Origin of the sequence: Avibacterium sp. 20-129, assembly GCF_026226845.1 — a bacterium.
Lineage (GTDB): Bacteria > Pseudomonadota > Gammaproteobacteria > Enterobacterales > Pasteurellaceae > Avibacterium.
Genome location: NZ_JAKKOE010000003.1, coordinates 56,554 through 78,164, shown reverse-complemented (window position 1 = coordinate 78,164; position 21,611 = coordinate 56,554). Strand labels below are relative to the sequence as shown.

At 41.1% G+C, this 21,611-nt stretch carries 25 protein-coding genes and 1 pseudogene; 13 read left to right on the top strand and 13 right to left on the bottom strand.

What is annotated here, in order from left to right; all coding sequences use genetic code 11:
• The first annotated feature begins 11 nt into the window (after positions 1-11).
• From L5B90_RS09810 to L5B90_RS09790, 5 genes and pseudogenes are all read left to right on the top strand, one after another.
• Positions 12-1,073 (top strand): baseplate J/gp47 family protein, encoded by a 1,062-nt coding sequence (locus L5B90_RS09810; RefSeq protein WP_265762804.1) that lies wholly within the window; start codon positions 12-14, stop codon positions 1,071-1,073.
• Entirely contained in the window at positions 1,073-1,636 is a 564-nt protein-coding gene (locus L5B90_RS09805) for a putative phage tail protein (protein ID WP_265762802.1), read from the top strand. Before L5B90_RS09810 ends, L5B90_RS09805 begins: the two co-directional genes overlap by 1 nt.
• Positions 1,633-4,281 carry a hypothetical protein gene (locus tag L5B90_RS09800; protein WP_265762800.1) on the top strand — a complete coding sequence of 883 codons (2,649 nt, stop codon included), beginning with the start codon at positions 1,633-1,635 and terminating at the stop codon, positions 4,279-4,281. The genes L5B90_RS09805 and L5B90_RS09800 overlap by 4 nt, the downstream gene beginning before the upstream one ends.
• A 16-nt stretch (positions 4,282-4,297) precedes the next feature.
• Positions 4,298-5,080 carry a hypothetical protein gene (locus L5B90_RS09795; protein ID WP_265762799.1) on the top strand — a complete coding sequence of 261 codons (783 nt, stop codon included), beginning with the start codon at positions 4,298-4,300 and terminating at the stop codon, positions 5,078-5,080.
• Positions 5,081-5,210: 130 nt separating this feature from the next.
• A pseudogene (locus L5B90_RS09790) lies at positions 5,211-5,493 on the top strand (transposase); the annotation flags it as partial.
• A 625-nt stretch (positions 5,494-6,118) separates the two neighbouring features.
• Here L5B90_RS09790 and L5B90_RS09785 read toward each other — a convergent pair.
• From L5B90_RS09785 to ispF, 7 genes are read right to left on the bottom strand one after another with little or no spacing between them, the layout of a single operon-like run.
• Entirely contained in the window at positions 6,119-6,502 is a 384-nt protein-coding gene (locus L5B90_RS09785; RefSeq protein ID WP_265762798.1) for a hypothetical protein, read from the bottom strand.
• Positions 6,502-7,653 (bottom strand): murein hydrolase activator NlpD, encoded by a 1,152-nt coding sequence (gene nlpD / locus L5B90_RS09780; RefSeq protein ID WP_265762797.1) that lies wholly within the window; start codon positions 7,651-7,653, stop codon positions 6,502-6,504. Before nlpD ends, L5B90_RS09785 begins: the two co-directional genes overlap by 1 nt.
• Positions 7,654-7,666: 13 nt before the next feature.
• Positions 7,667-7,855, bottom strand: a complete 189-nt coding sequence (locus L5B90_RS09775) for a hypothetical protein (RefSeq protein ID WP_250351560.1) — start codon at positions 7,853-7,855, stop codon at positions 7,667-7,669.
• A gap of 14 nt (positions 7,856-7,869) precedes the next feature.
• Positions 7,870-8,445 carry a YqaA family protein gene (locus tag L5B90_RS09770; protein ID WP_265762796.1) on the bottom strand — a complete coding sequence of 192 codons (576 nt, stop codon included), beginning with the start codon at positions 8,443-8,445 and terminating at the stop codon, positions 7,870-7,872.
• A 33-nt stretch (positions 8,446-8,478) separates the two neighbouring features.
• Positions 8,479-9,219: a 5'/3'-nucleotidase SurE gene (gene surE / locus L5B90_RS09765; RefSeq protein ID WP_265762795.1), complete on the bottom strand. Its 741-nt coding sequence runs from the start codon at positions 9,217-9,219 to the stop codon at positions 8,479-8,481.
• A gap of 8 nt (positions 9,220-9,227) precedes the next feature.
• On the bottom strand, positions 9,228-10,235 hold the full coding sequence (truD, locus tag L5B90_RS09760) for a tRNA pseudouridine(13) synthase TruD (protein WP_265762794.1): 1,008 nt from the start codon (positions 10,233-10,235) through the stop codon (positions 9,228-9,230).
• A gap of 3 nt (positions 10,236-10,238) precedes the next feature.
• On the bottom strand, positions 10,239-10,715 hold the full coding sequence (gene ispF, locus L5B90_RS09755) for a 2-C-methyl-D-erythritol 2,4-cyclodiphosphate synthase (RefSeq protein WP_265762793.1): 477 nt from the start codon (positions 10,713-10,715) through the stop codon (positions 10,239-10,241).
• Between the two features lie 167 nt (positions 10,716-10,882).
• Between ispF and L5B90_RS09750 the strand changes: the two genes are divergently transcribed.
• The 4 genes from L5B90_RS09750 to L5B90_RS09735 all read left to right on the top strand — a co-directional run bounded on the left by L5B90_RS09750 (position 10,883) and on the right by L5B90_RS09735 (position 15,234).
• Positions 10,883-11,893 carry a YeiH family protein gene (locus L5B90_RS09750; RefSeq protein ID WP_265762978.1) on the top strand — a complete coding sequence of 337 codons (1,011 nt, stop codon included), beginning with the start codon at positions 10,883-10,885 and terminating at the stop codon, positions 11,891-11,893.
• 145 nt (positions 11,894-12,038) lie between these two features.
• A complete protein-coding gene (gene mprA, locus L5B90_RS09745) occupies positions 12,039-12,536 on the top strand; it encodes a transcriptional repressor MprA (RefSeq protein ID WP_265762792.1) in 498 nt (165 codons plus the stop codon).
• Positions 12,537-12,548: 12 nt separating this feature from the next.
• On the top strand, positions 12,549-13,718 hold the full coding sequence (locus L5B90_RS09740) for an EmrA/EmrK family multidrug efflux transporter periplasmic adaptor subunit (protein WP_265762791.1): 1,170 nt from the start codon (positions 12,549-12,551) through the stop codon (positions 13,716-13,718).
• Position 13,719: 1 nt separating this feature from the next.
• The gene (locus L5B90_RS09735) at positions 13,720-15,234 is read left to right on the top strand and encodes a DHA2 family efflux MFS transporter permease subunit (protein WP_250363606.1); all 1,515 of its coding nucleotides are present in this window, start codon (positions 13,720-13,722) and stop codon (positions 15,232-15,234) included.
• Positions 15,235-15,307: 73 nt separating this feature from the next.
• Here L5B90_RS09735 and crp read toward each other — a convergent pair whose 3' ends face one another.
• The 5 genes from crp to coaBC all read right to left on the bottom strand — a co-directional run bounded on the left by crp (position 15,308) and on the right by coaBC (position 18,587).
• Entirely contained in the window at positions 15,308-15,943 is a 636-nt protein-coding gene (gene crp, locus L5B90_RS09730) for a cAMP-activated global transcriptional regulator CRP (RefSeq protein ID WP_265748352.1), read from the bottom strand.
• 22 nt (positions 15,944-15,965) lie between these two features.
• On the bottom strand, positions 15,966-16,187 hold the full coding sequence (locus L5B90_RS09725) for a YheU family protein (protein ID WP_250351642.1): 222 nt from the start codon (positions 16,185-16,187) through the stop codon (positions 15,966-15,968).
• A gap of 21 nt (positions 16,188-16,208) precedes the next feature.
• Positions 16,209-16,808: a nucleoid occlusion factor SlmA gene (gene slmA / locus L5B90_RS09720; RefSeq protein WP_265762977.1), complete on the bottom strand. Its 600-nt coding sequence runs from the start codon at positions 16,806-16,808 to the stop codon at positions 16,209-16,211.
• Positions 16,809-16,899: 91 nt separating this feature from the next.
• Positions 16,900-17,355 carry a dUTP diphosphatase gene (dut, locus tag L5B90_RS09715; protein WP_250351568.1) on the bottom strand — a complete coding sequence of 152 codons (456 nt, stop codon included), beginning with the start codon at positions 17,353-17,355 and terminating at the stop codon, positions 16,900-16,902.
• An 8-nt stretch (positions 17,356-17,363) separates the two neighbouring features.
• Positions 17,364-18,587, bottom strand: coding sequence for a bifunctional phosphopantothenoylcysteine decarboxylase/phosphopantothenate--cysteine ligase CoaBC (gene coaBC / locus L5B90_RS09710; RefSeq protein WP_265762790.1), 1,224 nt, complete (start codon positions 18,585-18,587; stop codon positions 17,364-17,366).
• Positions 18,588-18,760: 173 nt separating this feature from the next.
• On the opposite strand from coaBC, the gene radC reads away from it, so the two are divergent.
• The 4 genes from radC to mutM all read left to right on the top strand — a co-directional run bounded on the left by radC (position 18,761) and on the right by mutM (position 21,032).
• Positions 18,761-19,417, top strand: coding sequence for a RadC family protein (gene radC, locus L5B90_RS09705; protein ID WP_265762789.1), 657 nt, complete (start codon positions 18,761-18,763; stop codon positions 19,415-19,417).
• A 226-nt stretch (positions 19,418-19,643) separates the two neighbouring features.
• Positions 19,644-19,880 carry a 50S ribosomal protein L28 gene (rpmB, locus tag L5B90_RS09700; protein ID WP_011608297.1) on the top strand — a complete coding sequence of 79 codons (237 nt, stop codon included), beginning with the start codon at positions 19,644-19,646 and terminating at the stop codon, positions 19,878-19,880.
• 11 nt (positions 19,881-19,891) lie between these two features.
• Positions 19,892-20,062, top strand: coding sequence for a 50S ribosomal protein L33 (gene rpmG / locus L5B90_RS09695; RefSeq protein ID WP_005542835.1), 171 nt, complete (start codon positions 19,892-19,894; stop codon positions 20,060-20,062).
• A gap of 148 nt (positions 20,063-20,210) precedes the next feature.
• Positions 20,211-21,032 carry a bifunctional DNA-formamidopyrimidine glycosylase/DNA-(apurinic or apyrimidinic site) lyase gene (gene mutM, locus L5B90_RS09690; RefSeq protein ID WP_265762788.1) on the top strand — a complete coding sequence of 274 codons (822 nt, stop codon included), beginning with the start codon at positions 20,211-20,213 and terminating at the stop codon, positions 21,030-21,032.
• Positions 21,033-21,098: 66 nt separating this feature from the next.
• Here mutM and folA read toward each other — a convergent pair whose 3' ends face one another.
• Complete coding sequence (folA, locus tag L5B90_RS09685; RefSeq protein ID WP_265762787.1) at positions 21,099-21,596, bottom strand: type 3 dihydrofolate reductase; 498 nt, start codon at positions 21,594-21,596, stop codon at positions 21,099-21,101.
• Positions 21,597-21,611 lie beyond the last annotated feature (15 nt).

Here is a 21,611-nt window from a genome sequence, read left to right as displayed (position 1 = left end):
TGGTTTTTAAAATGTATCAAATCCCAACGCTTGAGGATGTGCGTAGTGAGATTCTGCGAGATATCCAATCTTTAGAACCAACTGCTGATGTTGAAGTGGATTCAGACTATTACGTCCGAGCCTCTGCTCTGGCGAGTTGTGCCGTTGGTTTATATGCTCATCAAAACTGGATTGTCCGCCAGTATTTCCCAGATACGGCAGACTCTGAATATCTCGAAATGCACGCTAAATTGCGGAATATTTACCGTAAAAATGCGACTTATGCGAGTGGTTCACTGAAAGTATTTGGCACAGTTGGCTCGGTAATTCAAGAGGGTTTACAAGTTAAATATGGCGAGCTTTTTTATCTAACTAAAACCACTGGTGTTATAGGTGATGATAGCTCTACTATCGTTAAGGTAACTGCTCTTGCAACAGGTGTTGCAAGTAATGTTAAAGCAGAAAGCAAAGCATTATTAACTGCACCACCAGTTGGGATTTCGACAGACTGTTTACTTCTTTCAGATGTTACGGGTGGGACAATGGCTGAAAGTGATTCGTCTCTTTTAGCTCGTTTGTTAGAACGTATCCGCCGACCACCCTCAGGGGGTAATAAAAACGATTTTCGCCAATGGGCGGAAAGCATGGATGGCGTAACCTCTGCATTTGTCTATCCATTACGGCGTGGGGAGGGAACGGTTGATATTGCTATTACATCGGGTGATACCGTGCCAAGTGATGAGATTGTACAAGCTACGCAAGCCTATATAGATGAAGTACGCCCTGTAACAGCTAAGTCCGTCCATGTACTTAAGCCCATTGAGAAGAAAGTGAATTTTGATATCAAGGTGCAGTTGGATACGGACACGACTCTGGCTAATGTAAAAGCTGAAATTGAAAATGCTTTATCTAATTATTTCTTATCGTTAAAACCAGCAGACACGCTAATTCTTTCGCAAATAGAAGCTGTAATTAGTGATTTGATTGGCGTTGTAGATCGTGAAATTGTGCAACCGACTCGAAATCAGACCATAGATGCTTATCGTGAAATGGGCTGGTTTAGATTAGGTAATGTTAATGTGGAGTTGATGTAATGGTAACAGTTAACTCTAAACACGGCAAAGCATTAGGCGGTTTATTGCCGCCTGTATCGTATGACCCAAACGGCAGATGGCTGGCATTGTCCCTTGAAGTTGAAGGGAGAGAATTAGACAGAATTGATACAAGAGCTAAGACATTAACGGATGCGGTTGATGTATCAAGCGGCATTTTTATTGACGACTGGGAACGAGTATGTGGTTTGACCGCAAATAAATTATTGCCTATTGATGCTCGGATTGAACGAGTTATTGCAAAACTAAATCAGCTTGGTGGATTGTCTATCGGATACTTAATGGAACAGGCTAAAGCATTAGGTTATGAATTTAAAATCTACGAGCCAGAGCCGTTTAGATGTGGCATTAACTGTTGTGGCGACAGGCTTTGGGATAAAGACGTCATCTGGATGTTTTTTGTGGACTTTAACCGTAACGATAATACTAATCCCGATTTTGCCCCCTTAATCAATACACCAGAAACTCTCAAATTATTATTAGATGAGATTAAACCCGCCTTTACTCGTTATTGGGTAAGAGATTTTTCAGGAATAAATCAATGAGACAAACAATGAATCCTATTGCGACTGATAATGGTCGCTTTAAAGATGGAAATCCCGCAACAGGTGAATATGGCACGGTAGTAACTGCTGAACATATGAATAATGTGCAAGATTCAGTGATCTCAATGCAGAATGAGATCATTACTGTGTTGAATGAGGCAGGGATTGAGATTGATGCGGATGATAATACTCAGCTTTTTCAAGCTATTTTAGCAGTTATTTTAACAAATAAACTCTTAAAAGCCATTGGTTTTAAATATATCGGTCAAGTCGAATCCTTTGCTGAGCTAAGAAAAATTGAACCTACTGAACAGGGGCAACGTATTTTAGTTAAATCTATCAACTCAGGAGAAAATTTAGGTGGTGGCGAGTTCTATGCGGATATGAACGACACTACAAGCGAAGATGATAATAGACATACAGTGATTACGGCTGGACGTCATCGCTGGAAACGCCTTGTGCAATATGATGCTCATATCGTTACTCCAGAAGTAAAGGATATTTCTAGCGATAAAACCTACAGTAAATTTCTTGCATTCTCGTCTCCTGAATTGCTTGATAAACTTGGTTTAGCGGCTGGAGATTATTCAGGGATTCAATACGCTTCCGTTGGCAGACAAGTTGCTCAGTTATTAACTCGTGGCTACGGCTTACATTATTTACGAGTGAATGATTTGCTTTCTGGCTCTGATGATGTTTGGACGTTAGAGAAAATCTTAACTGATGCCGATTTATCGCATCAAATTGCAGGCACATCGCAAACTAAAGTAGCAAGTGAGTATGCGGTCGGAAAATTAAATGAAACCGTGACAGCTGCATTAAATTCACTGGATTTATCGGATGTTACCTTAAGCGAGAAATCTAAGAATCAATTAAAAAGTGAAATATCCAAGCAGGTTGCTGATGAAGCCTATGCAAGAACGCAAGGCTTTGTGAAAGCCGAAGCACAAAGTATTCAAGACAACTTAGTGGAAGTGAAGGACGTGCTAGTGAAAGCCAGAATGGACAATAAAGGCAAACACCCAGCTCTAGCCTTGAGCATTGAAGATGAGCGTTCTCAGATTGCATTGGGGATTACAGAACGGGGCGATTGGTATCAGCATTCTGCGGAAACCCGTAACACGACTTATCCAGGTTGGGGCGTTACGGACAGTCAAGACCGCTTGTTATTCGGCTTTAATACTGCAACCGCTGAATTTGGAGTAGCTGATAAAAAAGAAGGCTTTACAACAGCTCATGTCTTTGCACAAACGGATAGCAATTACAAATTAGCCGAACAGACGCTTAATTCGGGCGAAAAATATATCCCAGCTGGGATTATTTCCGACGCGGGCATCTGCTTTATTAAAGATGGCGATGTCTATTTACAGCAAGGTACGGTCACCACCCAGATTACACAGCGTGGCGATGTGCTTGCCTGTGAAATGTCAGGCTCAGCCGTTCGTTATGTAGCACCGCGTCGTGGTTTATTTTTAACTTATGAATGGCGAGATGGCGAAATATCGCAAGTTTTTGAACAAAGCGACATTGACGGCTATTTCTTAACAGGGCAATCCCTTGCTGTGAGTGCGGATAATGTAGCGACTTCAACCACTGTATTCTCTGATAAAGCATTCACCATCTCAACGGGACCTATGTGGCATAAGGAATGGAATAACAAGATTACAGGCATTATCCCATTGCGAGAACGCTACTATGAAACCATGATGTCGAACTTTGGCAAGTCCGTACTAGCGAAGAAAGACAAACCAATTATGGTATTTGGCTCAGCCCGTGGTGGCAGAAGTTATCGTCAGTTGATTAAAGGCGGAGAAAGTGGTGCTTATGAGAAAGTCATTAAAGCGATGAGCTTTGTGCAGAATACGCCATACAAAGTGAACTACAAAGCTATGCTAGTGATTCACGGTGAACAAGACGGTAAAGAGAAAAATAGCCAGTATGACCAAAATCTGAATGATTGGTTAGAGAGTTATACGCAAGATTTGCACGCTATCAATGGGCAAACAGATAAACCTGTGATGTTAATGTGTCAAACGGCAGGTGCGGCACACTATCGACCAAACCTGGCAGACCGACACCAATTCACGACACCGTTTTTACAGTTAAAAGCTAGTGCTGAGAACCCGCGTATTTTTGCAGTAACGCCCAAATACATGTTCCCTTGTGTCGATGGCATCCATATTAACGGCAAATCTGCCGATATTTTGGGAGATTATTACGGCAAAGTGAAACATCTCGTCGTGGATAAAGGAGAAGACTGGTTAGGCTTACGACCGATTCATTGCCAGAAAGTGAGTTCAAGAACGGTAGAAATTACCTTTAACGTGCCAAATCCACCACTAGTGTTTGACACAAGAACGGTAACAGACCCTGGTAATTTCGGCTTTTATCTCTATAAGGGAAATGGTGTCAATATTGACAACATTACGCTGGATGAAGATAACAACAAAGTCATCATTACCACTAATGGAAACATTCCAGACGGGGCATCGATTACCTATGCTTTTGATAACGGCTCAGGGAAATCTGGCCCGACAGAAGGAGCTCGTGGCTGCTTACGAGACAGTTGCTCAGATTTATCTAGCGACGGTAATTGGACACTGCACAACTGGTGCTTTGCCTTTGAAGAAAAAATTACAAACTAACCAATAGGACTTAATTATGGGACACATTATTCGATTAAATACTGTATTTTCTAACAAAAACCTGCCTGCTATCGTAGATCGAGATGTTTCAGCTCTAGAAGCTACAATTTTGAAACATCCCAATTTACAAGGCTTTTGGGATTTTGGCGATAAATCGACTTTGACGTTATCAAATAACAAAATCACGAAAATCTTAGATAAGTCAGCCAATGCAAATCCATTGATTGCGACCAGTGAACTTGCTCCAACACTGGACAATTTAACCTTAAAAGGTATCAGCTCTGGCTATTTTGCAGGTTCGCAATATCTTGTTTCAGAAAATACGGCTTATAAATCAACTTGGGCAGAGATGACAATGGTTGTTTTTGCGTTAAAACCCGAAGCAACATCTACCCCAGCATTAACTATCTTAGCATCCAGAAAAACGACATCTTCTTATGCTCTGTATATGGATAATGCGTCAGTCTCTTTAAATGCGGGGCGAGCGAAGTTTTTAGTTGATAGCGTGGTTGGAAAACCGCTGAACATTATTGCATCGACAGTATTTGAAACCAATGAATCCTTTTTACGTACGCCTGAAAATTTTGCAAAAGGTGTTAGACATAATCTCAAGGCAGAAGATGATTATCTCTATGTCGGACGTTGGTACGACGGTTCGGATGAATCTCATGCAAGCCAGTGGAAAGGTTATATCGGACACATGATGATGTTTGATAAAAACATGGAGAACGACCCAATCTTTATGGATTTGCTGTTTGAATATGCCCGCCGTAAGTATGCAACGCCGTTGTGGGGATAAAATATAAATTTAAAGCCCTTTTAAATGAACTTTAAAGGGCTTTATTTTTTACTTTATTTTGCATAGGTTATGTTTATTAGCTATGCAAAATAATTCGTCAATCTATGCAAAATAAATTGACCGCTTACACAGAGAAGTGGCTAAACGTTATCAAATTTCTCATTCTCTTGTGATTAAATGGTTAAAAGCCTTCTACGAAAGAGGTTTAGAGGGGGGAAAATCACCCTTTATTCAACCTAAAAGAGTTAAGCCCAAAATGAAGAAAAAAGAGATGAAGATTCCTGAACCCCACAGATTTATCCCCTAAAGCCGTTAAAAAATTGCAACGTGAGCTGGCTCTCGCCCGTGCAGAGATTGCTTATTTAAAAAAGTTGGAGGAATTAGACCGGCAAAAACGACGGCAGAAAAAATAGCCGCCATTCACGATTTAAAGCAAACGCACGCGTTAAATGATTTACTAAGACCGCTTTGATTGCGCCAAATGTGCTGAATCGTGATTTTACCGCCACAAAACTTAATCAGAAATGGGTGATGGATGTGACCGAATTTCATATTGGGCAGGAGAAGATGTGTTTTTCCGCATTAATGGATTTGGCGAATTGAGAAATTATCGCCTATCAGTTTGCAAGATGCCCCAGCTTTCCTTTGGTAACAAAGATGCTGTAATAAGGGAGAAGCCAATTAAGTGCGACGGATTGCCCCATTATTCACAGCGACCAAGGCGTTCTTTATCGTACAAACGCTTGGCGAAAAATGCTGGAAGGGTGCACGATACCGAGTATGAGCCGACGAGGGAATTGCCAGGATAATGCGGTGATTGAGGGTTTCTTTGCGATTTTGAAATCCGAGTGTTTTTATACACGTAGCTATACGTGGATAGCACAATTGCAAGCTGAAGTTGAGGAATAATATGTGGTGTATTACAACCAAAAACGTATTTAAATGGCTTTAAAAAGACTGAGTCCTGTTCAATACAGAACTCAGTATTTATAGTTTAACAACCTGTCTAACTTTTTGGCGGCAGATCACTTTTTATTTTTAACGAGTAGGACGTTTTTTCAGTTCCCACCCTTGCGTGGTTTTTATAATGCTCAGACTTTTATCTTTTGCTGCATAGCCACCTTTTACCGCATCAAGGATCAGATTAGGCGTTGAATGTGCAGAAAAAACCTCTGCTTTACCTTGATCTTGTGCCAAGATGACATAGATAGCGAGGGTCGAATCTTCAGGATCGGTAAAGCGAAGATCGGCAATATCAAAAGGTTGAACACATTGCTGTTTTAATTCAGACCAACGATAACCAGCAGAGGAGATACAGCCTTTTTCATCAACATCACCGCCTAAAAGGTGGTTTGCTGAATGGGCGGTACAGCCCAAGGTCAGCGTGGTACTAAAGCATAATGCAGCAAGTTTTTTCATCATTAACGTCTCGGTAAATAACGAATAGGATCAACAGACTTGCCTTTATAGCGAATTTCAAAATGAAGTTTCACGCTATTTGTGCCAGAATTCCCCATTTTCGCAATTTGCTGTCCGGCTTTCACTTCTTGCTGATCTTTCACTAAAAGACTTTCATTGTGTGCATAAGCACTCAAATAATCATCATTGTGCTTAATAATGATAAGGTTACCGTAACCGCGCAATGCATTACCTGCATATACTACGCGACCAGCCGCTGCTGCATTAACTGCCTGTCCACGTGAACCGCTAATATCAATGCCTTTATTTCCGCCATCAGCGCTAGAGAACCCTTGTACAATTTTTCCATTGGTTGGCCATTGCCAAGCCACATTTGAAGCAATTGGGGTAGAAGAAACCGGTTGCACAACAGGTTGTGTTTTAACTGGTGCAGAAACGATTGGTGTTGATGAAGGAGTACCGACCGAAGATTTAATCGGCCCGATGATCGAACCATCAGAACCATATTGTGTACCATTTGGCCCCGGCGTGTAAGTAACTGCAGGTTGTGCAGGTTTTTCCACCGGTTTAGCCGTACTTGGCGCAGTATTGGTCGCGACAGGGGCAGTTTCATTAGAGACTTTCAAGGTTTGTCCAACACTTAAGGTATAAGGTTCAGACATATTATTCATCGCCGCCAGTTCTTTCACATCAAGCCCACAAATATAAGCAATCAAGAACATTGTATCGCCTTTGCGAACAGTGTAAGTGTTCCCTTTATAGAAGCCTTTATCAATTTTACTGTAATCAGGGGCATTGGTTTCTGGATTACGCGGAATCTCAAAGTTTTGTGAAACTTGTTTTGCTTTCACAGTGGTATTTGCCACCGCTTTTTTGCTTTGTTGCACAGTTTGATTGACTGGTTGTGGTATTTGTGGCGCCTGTACTTGAGGGGCTTGATAAGTGGGTTGTGGCGCAACAGGTGCAGTCATTGTAGCCGGCATACTCTGTTGCTGAATTTGGGGCTCCCAAGTGCTACCAGCATTGCTATCTACCGGTTGCATCGTTCCCGGTGGCAACGCACCATCGGCATTTTCTACCGGTGCAGGTGAAGTGGATGAACAAGCTGATAATACCGCCATCGTAATAGGCAAAAGTAAAAAAGATTTTTTCATTGGAGTTCCTCTATTAATTCATTGATTCAGGCATAGGTTGTTTTTCAATAATTGGTTGCCATTGGGCATCTTCCGTTGCCCCTGTGCCAAGCACAGGTTGCATCATTCCCGGTGAAAGGGTATGTTCATCTTGCTGTTGTGGTTCTGATGTACAAGCCCCTAGCATAAAAAAGCAAGTAATTAGGATTAAAAATTTTTTCATTTTTGACCGCACTTTTATTTGAATATGAAATAAATGATCACAGCAAGCAGTACTACTGCCCAGCCAATCCATTCAATGGATTGACGTAATTTATGGGCAAATTTCTGACCGCCCCAAGCGGCTAATTTCGCCACTAAAATAAAACGTGCAGCACGAGAAATCGTTGATGTAATTAAAAATGGTAAAAATGCCATTTGCATTACGCCCGCACAAATAGTGAACACTTTATAGGGAATAGGGGAAAATCCAGCAATAAACACCACTAAAATTCCCCATTGTTTAAACCAAGACATCGCTGTGTCTAAGTGAGATTGATAGCCCCATTTAATAATATATTCTTGAATATAATCAAAAGCATAATAACCCAATCCATAGCCCACGACGCCACCGAGTGCAGAGGCAATCGCGGTATAAATTCCCAGCTTTAAGGCTTGTTTAGGGCGATTCATTGCCATTGGCACAAGCATCACATCAGTGGGAACAGGAAAAAAAATGGATTCGATAAAGCTGGTAAAAATCAACCACGCCGTCGCATAGCGATGAACCGACCACTGCATCACTTTATCGTACATCGCGCCAAATATTTTCAATGGCATACCCTCAATAATTTGCAAAGCGGAATATTATTCACTTTTTAACCAATCTTGTAAAGATTGGAGCGAATGATAAGCGGTCATATCCGCTTGAATCGGTGTAATCGACACATAGCCATTTTTCACTGCGTGAAAATCTGTGCCTTCTTGTTCATTTTCTGCTAAACCCGCAGGACCAATCCAATAAATGGCTTCACCACGGGGATCTTGTTGTTTAATGACTTCTGCTGCCGCTGCACGATAGCCCAAATGGCAGACTTTGATCCCTTTAATGTTGTCGTAAGGTAAATCAGGCACGTTAATATTCAGAATTTCACGGCTTTTTACTAACTGATTGTGCAATTTCGGTACAAGTTCACAGACAATACGTGCTGCTGTTTCATAGTGTTGGCGACCATCTAATGAAACGGCAATAGCCGGTAAACCGAGATGGCGACCTTCAAAAGCTGCCGCCACTGTCCCCGAATAAAGCACATCATCACCTAAATTCACCCCTGCATTAATACCTGATACGACAAGATCGATTTGCCCTGAAAGAAAACCGTTCAAGGCTAAATGCACACAATCAGCGGGTGTGCCATTAATGCAGTAATCACCGTTATCTAATTTCATTGGGCGTAATGGTTCTACTAGGGTTAGCGCACTTGACGCGGCACTACGATTGCGGTCTGGTGCAACAATGGTAACCTGTGCAATTTTACGTAATTCGGTAGCAAGGGTTTTAATTCCCTCAGCGTGAATGCCATCATCATTTGATAATAAAATATTCATTGTATTCCTTATTCAATAATCTGTATTAATTCACGAATCAATGCCGTGGCATAGCAACCTGCTGGTAAATAAAAGGTTAATTTCAATCCTTCAGGCAAAAATGCCCAATCTAAGGATTGCGGGCATATTAATAAGGGACGGCGACTTGGCTTCATTCGTTCTTTATGCATTAAGTTTAAGATCTCTTGATGTTGCTGAACAATCTCCATTTCACGCGCATTCGCCGCTTGAATATGTTCTCCAACCAATGGGGCGGTTAGTAAAATATCTTGATTTTTTAACCGCACTTTTAATTGCTCAAGATCCTCTGTTTCATTCACCGTAAACCAACTGTGTGAGCCATTTAATTGCACAATATCACCGAATAAAATAGCTTGCGTAAGTTGTTGCTGAATACGATCTGAAACCACCAAATTAAAGATTTCACTCCGTGCGGCAGATAAGTAAAAGCTGCGTTTTTTGCGATCTTTCACGTTAATTTCACCTTTTGCCCAACGCATTGCTTGTGTGAGATTATGCCCATCACGGCCAAAACGTTGTTCGGTAAAATAATTAGGAAACCCTAACTGCTTCAGATTTTCTAATCGCAGGTTTAAATCGTCAGTTTGTTGTGCGCCACGCAATAAAATCTCAAAATGGTTACCGTCCAAGCTACCTGTCCGAATTTTTCGGTTATGCCTTGTTACTTTAAGAATTTCCACGCCGTCTAAATGAAATTGACTAAAATCAGGCGTTTCTTGTCCCGCCATATGCAGACAGAACCATTGCTCCGTAATGGCTTTGCGATCTTTTAAGCCGGCATAGCTCATATTGCGTGGCGAAATTCCCGCAAATTCAGCTAATTTTTCACCAACGAAAAGGGTATTGGCATCGGTTTTACGCACATAAAGAGCAACAAATTCCCCTTCACCAGCCATTTCATAGCCCAATTCTTCTTTCACGATAAAATCAGCACATTCCGCTTTTAAGTGAGCCGGTTGTTCGGGGGGATTGTATAAAAAGGCGAGTTCTTGCATAAATTAAGCCTTCAATAGCAAAGCGACAGCTTCACAAGCAATGCCTTCACCACGCCCGGTAAAACCGAGTTTTTCACTGGTAGTGGCTTTTACATTCACCTGTTCTATTTCACAATCTAACGCCTGTGCAATGGCCGCACGCATATTATCAATATACGGACGCATTTTCGGTGCTTGAGCAATAATGGTAATATCAACATTGCCGATTTTATAGCCTTTGCCCTGCACTTGACGATAAGCTTCTTGTAGTAATCCCTTGCTGTCTGCCCCTTTATATTGTGGATCGGTATCTGGGAATAATTTACCAATATCCCCTAACGCCACCGCACCGAGCAATGCATCTGTTAATGCGTGCAATGCCACATCGCCATCGCTGTGTGCCAGCAAGCCTTTCTCATAAGGTATCGCGACACCACCAATAATAATCGGCCCAGCCCCACCAAAGGCGTGTACATCAAACCCGTGTCCAATTCGTATCATATTCTTTCCTGATCTCTGCTGAAAAATAGTGCAAGATTATAGCATCACCAGCGTTATTCAAAAATGGCTAATTTAAGTGCGGTGGGATTTTTATCATTTTTCTTATTTACTTATCATAAAAATGCGTTACTGTATCACCACCTTGTTATGTGGAGAACCATACAATGATGAAACACCTCTCACTGCTCCCGGGTTTATTCTTAACTATATTAATTAGCTTATTGGCAAGCTCACTTGCGCAAACCCCTTTAGCGCTGTCGTGGCACATTAGCGCCTTGACATTAGCCATTTTGTTAGGGATTTTAGGCGGAAATACGTTTTATCATCGTATTGAATCCGTAATGAAATCGGGAGTAACCTTTGCAAAGGGAATATTATTACGTTGCGGTATTGTATTATTTGGTTTTCGTTTGACCTTGCAAGACATTAGTCAGGTTGGCTTAAATGCGTTTTTTTCTGATTTAACGATGCTAATTTTGACTTTCTTACTGACTTGTTGGATCGGCATTAAATGGCTTAAGATTGATCGCCAAATTGTACAGCTTACCGCCTCAGGTTGCAGTATTTGTGGCGCTGCCGCCATTATGGCAACCGAGCCAATCCTAAAAGCCCCTTCTTATAAAGTGTCTGTTGCGGTGGCATTAATTGTGATTTTCGGCACAATGAGTATGTTCCTTTATCCGCTACTTTACCCTTACTTGCAAGCTTACTTACCAGATCATTTATTCGGTATTTATATTGGCTCAACGGTACACGAAGTCGCACAAGTGTACGCTGCAGGGGCAAATATTACACCTCAAGTGGCAGATACCGCGGTGATTGCTAAAATGCTGCGTGTAATGATGCTCGCCCCGCTTTTACTCGCCTTATCCTATTTTTTACGTAAAGAAAATAACCCACAGCAAGGTAAAATCGTCATTCCTTATTTTGCTTTATTATTTATTGGTGTAGCAATTTTTAATTCTTTCAATGTATTACCTTCATTTATCGTAGATTTTCTGGTTCAATTAGACCGCTTTTTATTAATGATGGTGATGGCGGCATTAGGACTCACCACGCATATTAACTCACTGAAAAAAGCGGGAACAAAACCCTTATTATTGGGGGCAATAATTTGGATTTGGTTAATGCTTGGGGGACTAGGGATCAATCTCATTTTTGCTTATCTATTGGCATAAATCAGGTTTGCCATAAGGCTTGAAAAATATTAAGAAAAAGCACCGCACTTTATACATTAAGGAAAAAGAAAGTGCGGTATTTTTTGACACAAATAGTTACGTGCGTTACTATTACGCAGTTTATTTCCTACTAATCAATTGTTTTATGCCACTCTCTTTTTCGGATCAAGAAATGTTGATTCGCCAATCGGCGAAGAATAATCCTGCAATGCCAGTAGAACAAATTCTTTTGGCTCGTTTACTTTTGCATAATAGTAGTCGTTATGTGGAAAAACGAAATCAGTTGCTTAAAAAATATCAGCTCAATGATACCCTTTTTATGGCATTAGTTGTGCTATATTGCCAGCCCACCTATGCTTTACAACCCAGTCAATTAAGTGAAATTTTTGGTTATTCAAAAACCAATGCAACACGTATTGCTGATGAATTAGTAAAACGTGCGTGGTTAGCACGCACGGAAGTGCAAGGGGATCGGCGTGGCTTTTTATTAACCCTTACGCCACAAGGAATACAATTTTTAGAACAACTTTTGCCCAATCAATGGAAGCAAGTGGATCAACTTTTTTCTGTGTTAGATGAACAAGAGCAGCAACAATTAAAAAAATTATTACTTAAACTGCTAACCAGTTTAGAAAATCTTTAATAGGTGAAGTCAATGACAGAACAAACTGAAAATAAAAAACCGGTATTAAGTAAAAATGCGAAACGTAAAAAAGCACTGGGATATTTTATTACTATACTACTTCTCATCGCGATAATTACCAGCGTTTATTGGTTTTTCTTTGTAAGAAATTACGAGGAAACAGAAGACGCTTATGTGTCAGGTAACCAAGTGATGATTTCGTCCCAAGTGAACGGCAACGTAAGCAAAATTAACGTAGATAATATGGATTTTGTCCATACGGGTGACGTTCTTCTTGAGCTTGATGATACGGATCTCAAATTGCACTTTCAGCAAGCTCAAGATAATTTAGCCAGTAGTGTGCGTCAAATTGAGCAGTTGGGTTTTACGGTGAAACAATTGCAATCCATTTTAGATGCAAAAAGCACCGCACTTAATAAAGCAAAAGGCGATTTACAACGCCGTGAGCAGTTAGCTAAAACAGGATCTATTGATAAGGAAACTTTACAACACGCCAAAGACGCGGTGAATATTGCACAAGCGGATCTACAAGCTACACAGAACCAATTAGCAGCGAATCAAGCCTTATTAGGGAATTTGCCGTTACGCGAGCAACCAGCGGTGAAGAATGCCGTGAGTGCCTTAACCCTCGCGTGGTTGAATTTACAACGTAGCAAAATTGTTAGCCCTGTTGATGGCTATGTTGCACGTCGTAATGTGCAAGTGGGGCAAAAAGTGGCAGTAGGTAGCCCTTTAATGGCAGTGGTATCCAATCAAACAATGTGGGTTGATGCGAATTTTAAGGAAACCCAACTGCGTAAAATGCGAATTGGTCAGCCGGTAAAATTAGTCTTCGATTTATATGGCGATGACGTAAAATTTGATGGCACCGTGAGCGGGATAGAAATGGGAACAGGCAGTGCTTTTTCGCTTCTTCCTGCTCAAAATGCCACAGGTAACTGGATTAAAGTGGTACAGCGTGTGCCAGTGCGGATTGATTTAGATCCTGACCAAATGAAAAAATATCCATTACGGCTTGGGCTTTCTGCCACAGTGGAAGTGAATGTGGCAGATACCCGCGGTAAGGTGTTGCGCGAACCTCGTGCAAGTGAAGTGTTGTATCAAACGCAGGCATTAGATTATGACCTAAGTCCTGTAAACACATTAGCAGAACAAATTATTCAAGCTAATGCAGGTGAATAATATGCAAAAACCTGTTCAAGGTGCCGCACTGGCAGTAATGACGATTGCGCTTTCCCTTGCTACCTTTATGCAAGTGTTAGATTCGACCATTGCCAATGTGGCAATCCCGACGATTGCAGGCGATCTGGGGGCATCGTTTAGTCAAGGTACTTGGGTCATTACTTCCTTTGGGGTTGCAAATGCCGTTTCAATTCCCATTACAGGCTGGCTTGCAAAACGTTTTGGCGAAGTGCGCTTGTTTTTAATTGCTACTGGCTTATTTGTGCTTGCTTCTTGGCTATGTGGTATTTCTCATAGTTTAGAAATGTTGATCTTATGCCGTATTTTTCAAGGACTTGCGGCAGGGCCAATTATCCCACTTTCCCAAAGTTTATTACTGAACAACTATCCCCCGCAAAAACGCAGTATGGCATTAGCATTCTGGTCAATGACGGTGGTTGTTGCACCTATTTTTGGTCCAATTTTAGGTGGTTGGATTAGTGATAATCTACACTGGGGGTGGATTTTCTTTATTAACGTGCCGATTGGATTGTGTGTCATTTTTCTAAGTTGGAAAATTTTAGCTAAGCGAGAAACCAAAACTTATCAGCAGCCTATTGATATGATGGGATTAATTTTGCTTGTTATCGGCGTGGGTTGTTTACAATTAATGCTTGACCAAGGGCGTGAGCAAGATTGGTTTAATTCTACTGAAATTGTCGTGCTTACTGTGATTTCTGCCATTGCATTAATTGCCTTAATTATTTGGGAATTGACTGAGGATAACCCTGTTGTGGATATTTCCTTATTTAAATCACGTAATTTTAGTGTGGGCTGTTTGTGTACTAGCCTTGCATTTTTGATTTATCTTGGTTCAGTCGTCCTAATTCCACTCTTATTACAACAAGTTTATGGCTATACCGCCACTTGGGCAGGGCTTGCCGCCGCCCCAGTAGGATTATTCCCCATTCTACTTTCGCCTATTATTGGGCGTTTTGGCTACAAAATTGATATGCGAATTTTAGTTACGATCAGTTTTATGGTGTATGCCTTAACTTTCCATTGGCGTGCCGTTACTTTTGAGCCTTCAATGACCTTTGCTGATGTAGCATTACCACAGCTTATCCAAGGAATCGCTGTAGCTTGCTTTTTTATGCCGCTCACCACCATTACCTTATCCGGTTTACCCGCAGAAAAAATGGCGTCGGCCTCGAGCTTGTTTAATTTTTTACGAACCCTTGCAGGTTCAATTGGTACTTCGCTGACCACTTTCTTATGGTATAACCGTGAGGCAATACATCACACGCAATTTACCGAAGCGATCAATCCTTATAATCTCAACGCCCAAGCTTATTACAACACAATGGCAGAGCTAGGTTTGAGCGAAACGCAAACCTCAATGTCTCTCGCAAGAACCATCACAGCGCAAGGATTTATTATTGGCGCAAATGAGATTTTCTGGTTGTCTGCGATAATGTTTATGTTGCTTTTTATCGTGGTGTGGTTTGCCAAACCGCCATTTGGTAATAAGCATTAGTAAAGCAATAGAAAGAGTAAGAGCGGTGGAAAATTCAGCATTTTTACACCGCTCTTTTCTTTGATGGAGATTTTTATCTGGAGTGATAAACCACAATCGTTTTGCCGTGAGCTGAAATAAGATGTTGGTCTTCCAGCATTTTTAAAATTCGCCCAACGGTTTCACGGGAACAGCCGACCATTTGACCAATTTCTTGGCGAGTAATTTTGATCTGCATTCCTTCTGGGTGAGTCATTGCATCTGGCATTTTAGCGAGGTTTAGCAAGGTTTGTGCAATACGCCCTGCCACATCAAGGAAAGCAAGATTGCGAACTTGTCTTGAGGTATTTTGTAAACGACGAGCAAGCTGACCGGATAAATACATTAAAATTTCAGGATTTACTTGAATAAGCTGGCGGAATTTCTTGTAAGAAATTTCTGCCACTTCACACGTCATTTTTGTTTTTACCCAAGCTGAACGTTCTTGACCTTCTTCAAATAATCCTGCTTCGCCAAAGAAATCGCCTTGATTTAGGTAAGTAAGGATCATCTCTTTACCATCTTCATCTTTGACTAAAATAGCCACAGAGCCTTTGATGAGATAATAAAGCGTTTCTGCTTTTTCACCCGCGTGAATAATTGAACTTTTGGTTGGATATTTATGGATATGGCAATGAGATAAAAACCATTCTAAGGTTGGATCCATTGGCGGAGTATGTTGTTCTTGCACGGTGTCCTCCTACATTTATCATCTATGATTTAAGAAATTCCATTTTATCTTTAATATCAATGGATTCGTGTAATTCCGACCAAACAATTACAGCCGTTCCTTGACGTATTTTGGTCAGCAAGTTTTGCGTTTTCTGTTGGAGGGAAAGCTCCTGTTCACCGTAATCTGTCCCTTCACGCAGAATGAAACTTTCTGCAATATTAATGAGCGTTTCTTCTTCTAAATCTTGCCAAGGAATAATCATCATATTACCTAAAAATTGTTATTATGCAAAGTGTACCGCGATAAGTTTCCATTGCTGTTCAAAATTTTGACTAGAATGATGGCGAAAGTTAGAACGAACATAACGCATAAATTGTCCTTCACACAGATTAACAAGGTAAGAGGCAATAATCCGTTCATCGAGATGAAACCCTTTTCCTTCGCGTAATTTTCGCATTTGTAAAATATTCACAAATTGAAATTCTAAACGATCAAAAAATTGCGCAACGCGTGCTTGTAGGAGCGGATCTTCAAACATCAAGGCGTGTCCGGTAAGAATACGAGTAAGCCCGGGGTTTTTACGTGCAAAATCTAAAATCATTTGCATAATATCTCGCACACGGTTCATCGTGTTTGTTTCATTTTTGATTGAATGGTTGATGCGGCTAAATAAATTACTTTCTAAATTATCAATCAAGGCTTCAAACATTTTGGTTTTACTTGGGAAATAGCGATAGAGCGCCGCCTCCGAAACACCGACTTCTTGGGCAAGGCGAGCCGTTGTCATCCGTTCCATTCCACGTTCGGAATGAAGCATATGGGTCAGCACGGTGAGGACTTGTAAACGGCGTTCTTTAACACTACGTTTATCACTTTTCGTTATTTTTTCTGTACGTTGTGTCGTGGTGTGCTTTTCTGTGATGGGCGCTGGCTCAATCCCCGCAATTTCTAATTGTTCTTCTACCATATTCCCTCTATTGCTTACCCGAATGCCCAAATCCGCCTTCGCCACGTTCTGTCTGTTCAAAATCATTCACAACGTTAAATTCTGCTTGCACCACAGGAACGAACACAAGTTGTGCAATGCGATCTCCCACTTCCACCTTGAAAGGTTGATCACCACGGTTCCACATTGAAACCATTAAAGGGCCTTGATAATCAGAATCAATGAGACCAACTAAATTACCCAGTACAATACCGTGTTTATGCCCCAGTCCTGAACGAGGTAAAATGACGGCAGCAAGATTAGGATCGGCAATATAAATAGACAGCCCTGTTGGGATGAGTTTCGTTTCACCCGGTTGGATTTCAAAACTTTCTTCCACCAACGCACGCAGATCTAAGCCGGCAGAACCGCTTGTGGCATAAGCTGGCAAGGGAAATTGCGTGCCAATTCGGCTATCTAAAACTTTTACATCAATCTTTTTCATTTTTTTGTTTATTCCTTTCGTTCAAACTGAGCGTAAAATCGTTCCACAATATATTGAGTGAGTTGCCGTGCCAACTCTTTTTTACTGCTGTGTGGTAATGGTTGGTTACCGTCACGCCAGAAAAGCTGAAGTTGGTTATCATCACCATTAAAGCCTTTTCCATCAGAAACATCATTTGCGCAGATCAGATCCAAATTTTTACGCACTAATTTATCCTGTGCATATTGGGCAACATTTTGCGTTTCTGCGGCAAATCCTACCACAAAAGGACGGTTCTCAGTGAGTGCAGCCACAGCGGCAATAATATCAGGGTTTTTCACCAATTCTAAGGTGAGCATATCATTTCCAGCCGTTTTCTTTATTTTTTGATCGGCGATCTGGGCTACGCGGTAATCTGCTACGGCTGCACAGCCAATGAAAATATCCACTTGTGGTGCAAGTGAAAGGGTAACATCCGCCATTTCTTGAGCAGAAATGACATCAATTCGTTCTACTTGCGCAGGCGTGGACAAATTGACCGGCCCTGCAATTAATTTTACTTTTGCGCCTCGTTTGGCAAAGTCTTCGGCAATAGCAAAGCCCATTTTTCCTGAGCTGTGATTGCTAATATAACGTACGGGGTCAATGGCTTCACGCGTTGGACCTGCGGTAATGGCAACCGTTAAATGGCTGAGATCTTGTTTAGGAAGAAGCATCTCATAAAGTGCGGTGTAAATTTCGGCTGGTTCTGACATTCGCCCGAAGCCCACATCACCACAAGCTTGCTCACCGCTATTTGGTCCGACAGTGGCAATACCACGGGCTTTTAAATTGGTCAAATTTTGTTGTGTGATGGCTTGGCGGAACATTTGCTGGTTCATTGCCGGCGCAAGCAAAATTGGCGCTGCAGTTGCAAGGCAAATGGTGGAGAGTAAATCATTTGCCATTCCTGCATTTAAGCGCGCCATAAAATCTGCACTAGCGGGTGCGATAACAATAAGGTCTGCCCATTTTGCCAGTTCAATATGCCCCATCGCTAACTCAGCTTGAGGATCTAATAGTGATTGAGCCACCGCATTGCCTGAAATTGCTTGTAATGTGAGTGGGGTAACAAATTCAGCCGCTGCTGCGGTAAGTACCACGCGTACTTCTGCTTGGCTTTTGCGTAACAAGCGGATAAGTTCAATACTTTTATATGCGGCAATACCCCCCGTAATGCCGATAACGATACGTTTTCCTTGAAGATCTTGCATTAATTAGCGATCCTTAAATTAAAAGTGCGGTTAATTTTACTGTAATTTTCCTTAATACAAAATCCTATTTTTCGATCAGGATCGCAAAAGTGATGGGGAAACCTATCACAATGCGGTTGTCTATGCTAAAAGTAAGTATAAATTGATTTAAGAGAAAAGAGTACATCATTAAAATGACCGTCTTAATGCCACGAGAAAAATTATTAACATTTGGTGCAGAAGCCCTTGATGATAGTGAATTATTGGCAATTTTTCTACGTACAGGGATCAAGAATTGTTCAGTGATGGAATTATCCCGCTTGGTTCTTGAACATTTTGGATCGTTAAGGCAATTAATCAGTGCGGATCAACACGCTTTTTGCAACGTCAAAGGGTTAGGTATCACGCAATTTATTCAGCTCCAAGCCAGTACAGAGATGACAAAGCGTTATTTGTTACAAGAATTGGAAATGGCACAGGCATTTACCCGTCCTGAACTGGTGCGAATGTATTTGCAAACGGAGCTAGAGCATAAAGAGCGGGAGGTTTTTTTGGTGCTTTTTCTAGATAATCAACATCGTTTAATTAAAAAAGAAGAAATGTTTTTAGGAACAATTAATAGTGCCGTTGTGTATCCTAGAGAAATTGTGAAAACAGCATTATTTTGCAATGCGGCAGCGATTATTTTAGCCCATAATCATCCCTCTGGAATTGCAGAGCCGAGCCATTCTGATCGGTGCATTACTGAAAAGATCCAAAAAGTGGCAGAATTAGTGGAGATTCGGGTACTGGATCATTTTGTGATCGGTAAAGGTTGTTATGTTTCTTTTAGTGAAAAAGGTTGGTTATAGCAGAAGTCTTGCCAGCGCAATGTAACAGAATTGCTGATTTTTTTGTCATTTATTGCGTTAATTAAGTGATTTAGGCTTGAGTATAGCAAATAAAGTGAGTATAATTTGCCACCTTTAATATAGTATGCGGGTCGGTTACAGCGACCTGACGAGGTGGCTTGCAAACCTAGTTTGCAGTAATCCGAACCCTAAGCTCGAGCTTATATTTGATTTATTGGAGATTAATATGTCTAGAGTCTGTCAAGTAACAGGCAAGCGTCCAGCAGTTGGTAACAACCGCTCACACGCAATGAATGCGACACGTCGTCGTTTTCTTCCTAACTTACACACTCACCGTTTCTGGGTTGAGTCTGAAAAACGTTTCGTAACTTTACGCTTAACAGCGAAAGGTATGCGTATTATTGATAAAAAAGGCATTGATGCAGTGTTAGCTGAAATCCGTGCTCGTGGCGAGAAAATCTAAGGAGCTAAAAAATGGCAGCTAAAGGTGCTCGTGAAAAAATCCGTTTAGTTTCAACAGCTGAAACCGGTCATTTCTACACAACAACCAAAAATAAACGTAATATGCCAGAAAAAATGGAGATCAAAAAATTTGATCCTGTTGTGCGTAAACACGTTATTTATAAAGAAGCGAAAATCAAATAATTTGATTTTGATGAATTAGAAAAACCCGACTTGTTCGGGTTTTTTTCTATCTGCGTTTCTTGGATTTTTATTGATTGCCTCTATTTATCTACCTAGTTAATTATAGCGATTTCCATTAGGAACAATATAGCATTCGTAAGGAGGAAAAATGCCTGAATTACCCGAAGTTGAAACGACCAAAAATGGCATTTCACCTTATTTGACAGGGTTTACCATTGAAAGAATTGTCGTGCGTAACCCTAGATTACGCTGGGAAGTGAGTCCGCAATTGAGTGAGTTTAGGCAAGTAAAAGTGAGCCAGCTTTCTCGTCGTGCGAAATATTTAATCATTCATACTGAAAAAGGGGCAATCATTGGGCATTTAGGAATGTCAGGCTCTTTGCGTGTTGTGCCACAAGATAGCCCCATTGATAAACACGATCATTTAGATATTGTGATGAATAATGGCAAAGTTTTGCGTTATAACGATCCTCGCCGTTTTGGGGCGTGGCTATATACGGATAATTTGGCGGATTTCCACCTTTTTGCGAAACTTGGCCCCGAACCCCTGTCGGAAGAATTTAGCGGGGAGTATCTGTTTAAAAAATCTCGCAAAAAACAGACCGCACTTAAAACTTTCTTAATGGACAATGCCGTAGTCGTTGGTGTAGGTAACATTTATGCGAATGAAACCTTATTTTTATGTGGATTACATCCGCTAAAATTAGCCAAAAATTTGACTAAAGCGCAATGTGAATTGTTGGTTCAAACCATTAAACAAGTGCTTGCCAGCGCAATTCAACAAGGTGGCACAACCTTAAAAGATTTTTTACAACCTGATGGTCGCCCGGGGTATTTTGCTCAAGCATTGCGAGTTTATGGCAATAAAGACAAGCCTTGTCCAAAGTGCGGTACAAAAATTGAAAGTTTAGTCATCGGACAACGTAATAGTTTTTTCTGCCCAAAATGTCAGCAAAAAGGCGGAAAATAGGAAAAAATGCATTCGTATAAAATCAATTAAACAAACGAAGGAAGGCAAGCAAGCCTTCCTTTTTCATTAGGAACGGAAACGGTTAATCCGTTGCAAAATCAAAAATCGGCAATCATAGGAATTATTTTCATCGGCGGGACGATATTGTTCAAATTCAATTTGCCAGTCAGCCCAATTAATTTGTGGGAAAAATGTATCCCCATCAATTTCTGCTTGAATCTCAGTAAGATAGAGTTTATCTGCGTGGGGAAGGTATTGTTTAAATAACTCGCCACCACCAATCAGCATTATTTCAGGAAACTCGTTCACAAAATCCATCGCACTTGTAAAATCACTTTTCCAAATGACACCATCGTACTCAAAGGGAGAGCGAGAAAGCACAATGTTGGTGCGTTTTGGTAATGGGCGACCGATACTTTCAAAGGTTTTCCGCCCCATAATCACGGGTTTGCCCTGCGTGTTTTGGCGGAACCACGCGAGATCGGCAGGCAAGTGCCACGGCATTTGGTTATTTTTACCAATCACATTATTTTTCGTCATTGCCACAATTAAACTGAGGGTCATTTGCTTTCCTTTTGA

Bases quoted from the DNA above. Each gene is read 5' to 3' on its own strand.
- L5B90_RS09725 (WP_250351642.1), bottom strand. From the start codon at position 16,187: ATGATTATTCCTTGGCAAGATTTAGAAGAAGAAACGCTCATTAATATT.
- rpmB (WP_011608297.1), top strand. From the start codon at position 19,644: ATGTCTAGAGTCTGTCAAGTAACAGGCAAGCGTCCAGCAGTTGGTAAC.
- truD (WP_265762794.1), bottom strand. From the start codon at position 10,235: ATGCAAGAACTCGCCTTTTTATACAATCCCCCCGAACAACCGGCTCAC.
- rpmG (WP_005542835.1), top strand. From the start codon at position 19,892: ATGGCAGCTAAAGGTGCTCGTGAAAAAATCCGTTTAGTTTCAACAGCT.
- L5B90_RS09795 (WP_265762799.1), top strand. From the start codon at position 4,298: ATGGGACACATTATTCGATTAAATACTGTATTTTCTAACAAAAACCTG.
- mprA (WP_265762792.1), top strand. From the start codon at position 12,039: ATGCCACTCTCTTTTTCGGATCAAGAAATGTTGATTCGCCAATCGGCG.
- L5B90_RS09785 (WP_265762798.1), bottom strand. From the start codon at position 6,502: ATGATGAAAAAACTTGCTGCATTATGCTTTAGTACCACGCTGACCTTG.
- nlpD (WP_265762797.1), bottom strand. From the start codon at position 7,653: ATGAAAAAATCTTTTTTACTTTTGCCTATTACGATGGCGGTATTATCA.
- folA (WP_265762787.1), bottom strand. From the start codon at position 21,596: ATGACCCTCAGTTTAATTGTGGCAATGACGAAAAATAATGTGATTGGT.
- surE (WP_265762795.1), bottom strand. From the start codon at position 9,219: ATGAATATTTTATTATCAAATGATGATGGCATTCACGCTGAGGGAATT.
- L5B90_RS09810 (WP_265762804.1), top strand. From the start codon at position 12: ATGTATCAAATCCCAACGCTTGAGGATGTGCGTAGTGAGATTCTGCGA.
- radC (WP_265762789.1), top strand. From the start codon at position 18,761: ATGACCGTCTTAATGCCACGAGAAAAATTATTAACATTTGGTGCAGAA.
- L5B90_RS09805 (WP_265762802.1), top strand. From the start codon at position 1,073: ATGGTAACAGTTAACTCTAAACACGGCAAAGCATTAGGCGGTTTATTG.
- dut (WP_250351568.1), bottom strand. From the start codon at position 17,355: ATGAAAAAGATTGATGTAAAAGTTTTAGATAGCCGAATTGGCACGCAA.
- coaBC (WP_265762790.1), bottom strand. From the start codon at position 18,587: ATGCAAGATCTTCAAGGAAAACGTATCGTTATCGGCATTACGGGGGGT.
- L5B90_RS09735 (WP_250363606.1), top strand. From the start codon at position 13,720: ATGCAAAAACCTGTTCAAGGTGCCGCACTGGCAGTAATGACGATTGCG.
- mutM (WP_265762788.1), top strand. From the start codon at position 20,211: ATGCCTGAATTACCCGAAGTTGAAACGACCAAAAATGGCATTTCACCT.
- ispF (WP_265762793.1), bottom strand. From the start codon at position 10,715: ATGATACGAATTGGACACGGGTTTGATGTACACGCCTTTGGTGGGGCT.
- L5B90_RS09750 (WP_265762978.1), top strand. From the start codon at position 10,883: ATGAAACACCTCTCACTGCTCCCGGGTTTATTCTTAACTATATTAATT.
- L5B90_RS09740 (WP_265762791.1), top strand. From the start codon at position 12,549: ATGACAGAACAAACTGAAAATAAAAAACCGGTATTAAGTAAAAATGCG.
- L5B90_RS09775 (WP_250351560.1), bottom strand. From the start codon at position 7,855: ATGAAAAAATTTTTAATCCTAATTACTTGCTTTTTTATGCTAGGGGCT.
- L5B90_RS09800 (WP_265762800.1), top strand. From the start codon at position 1,633: ATGAGACAAACAATGAATCCTATTGCGACTGATAATGGTCGCTTTAAA.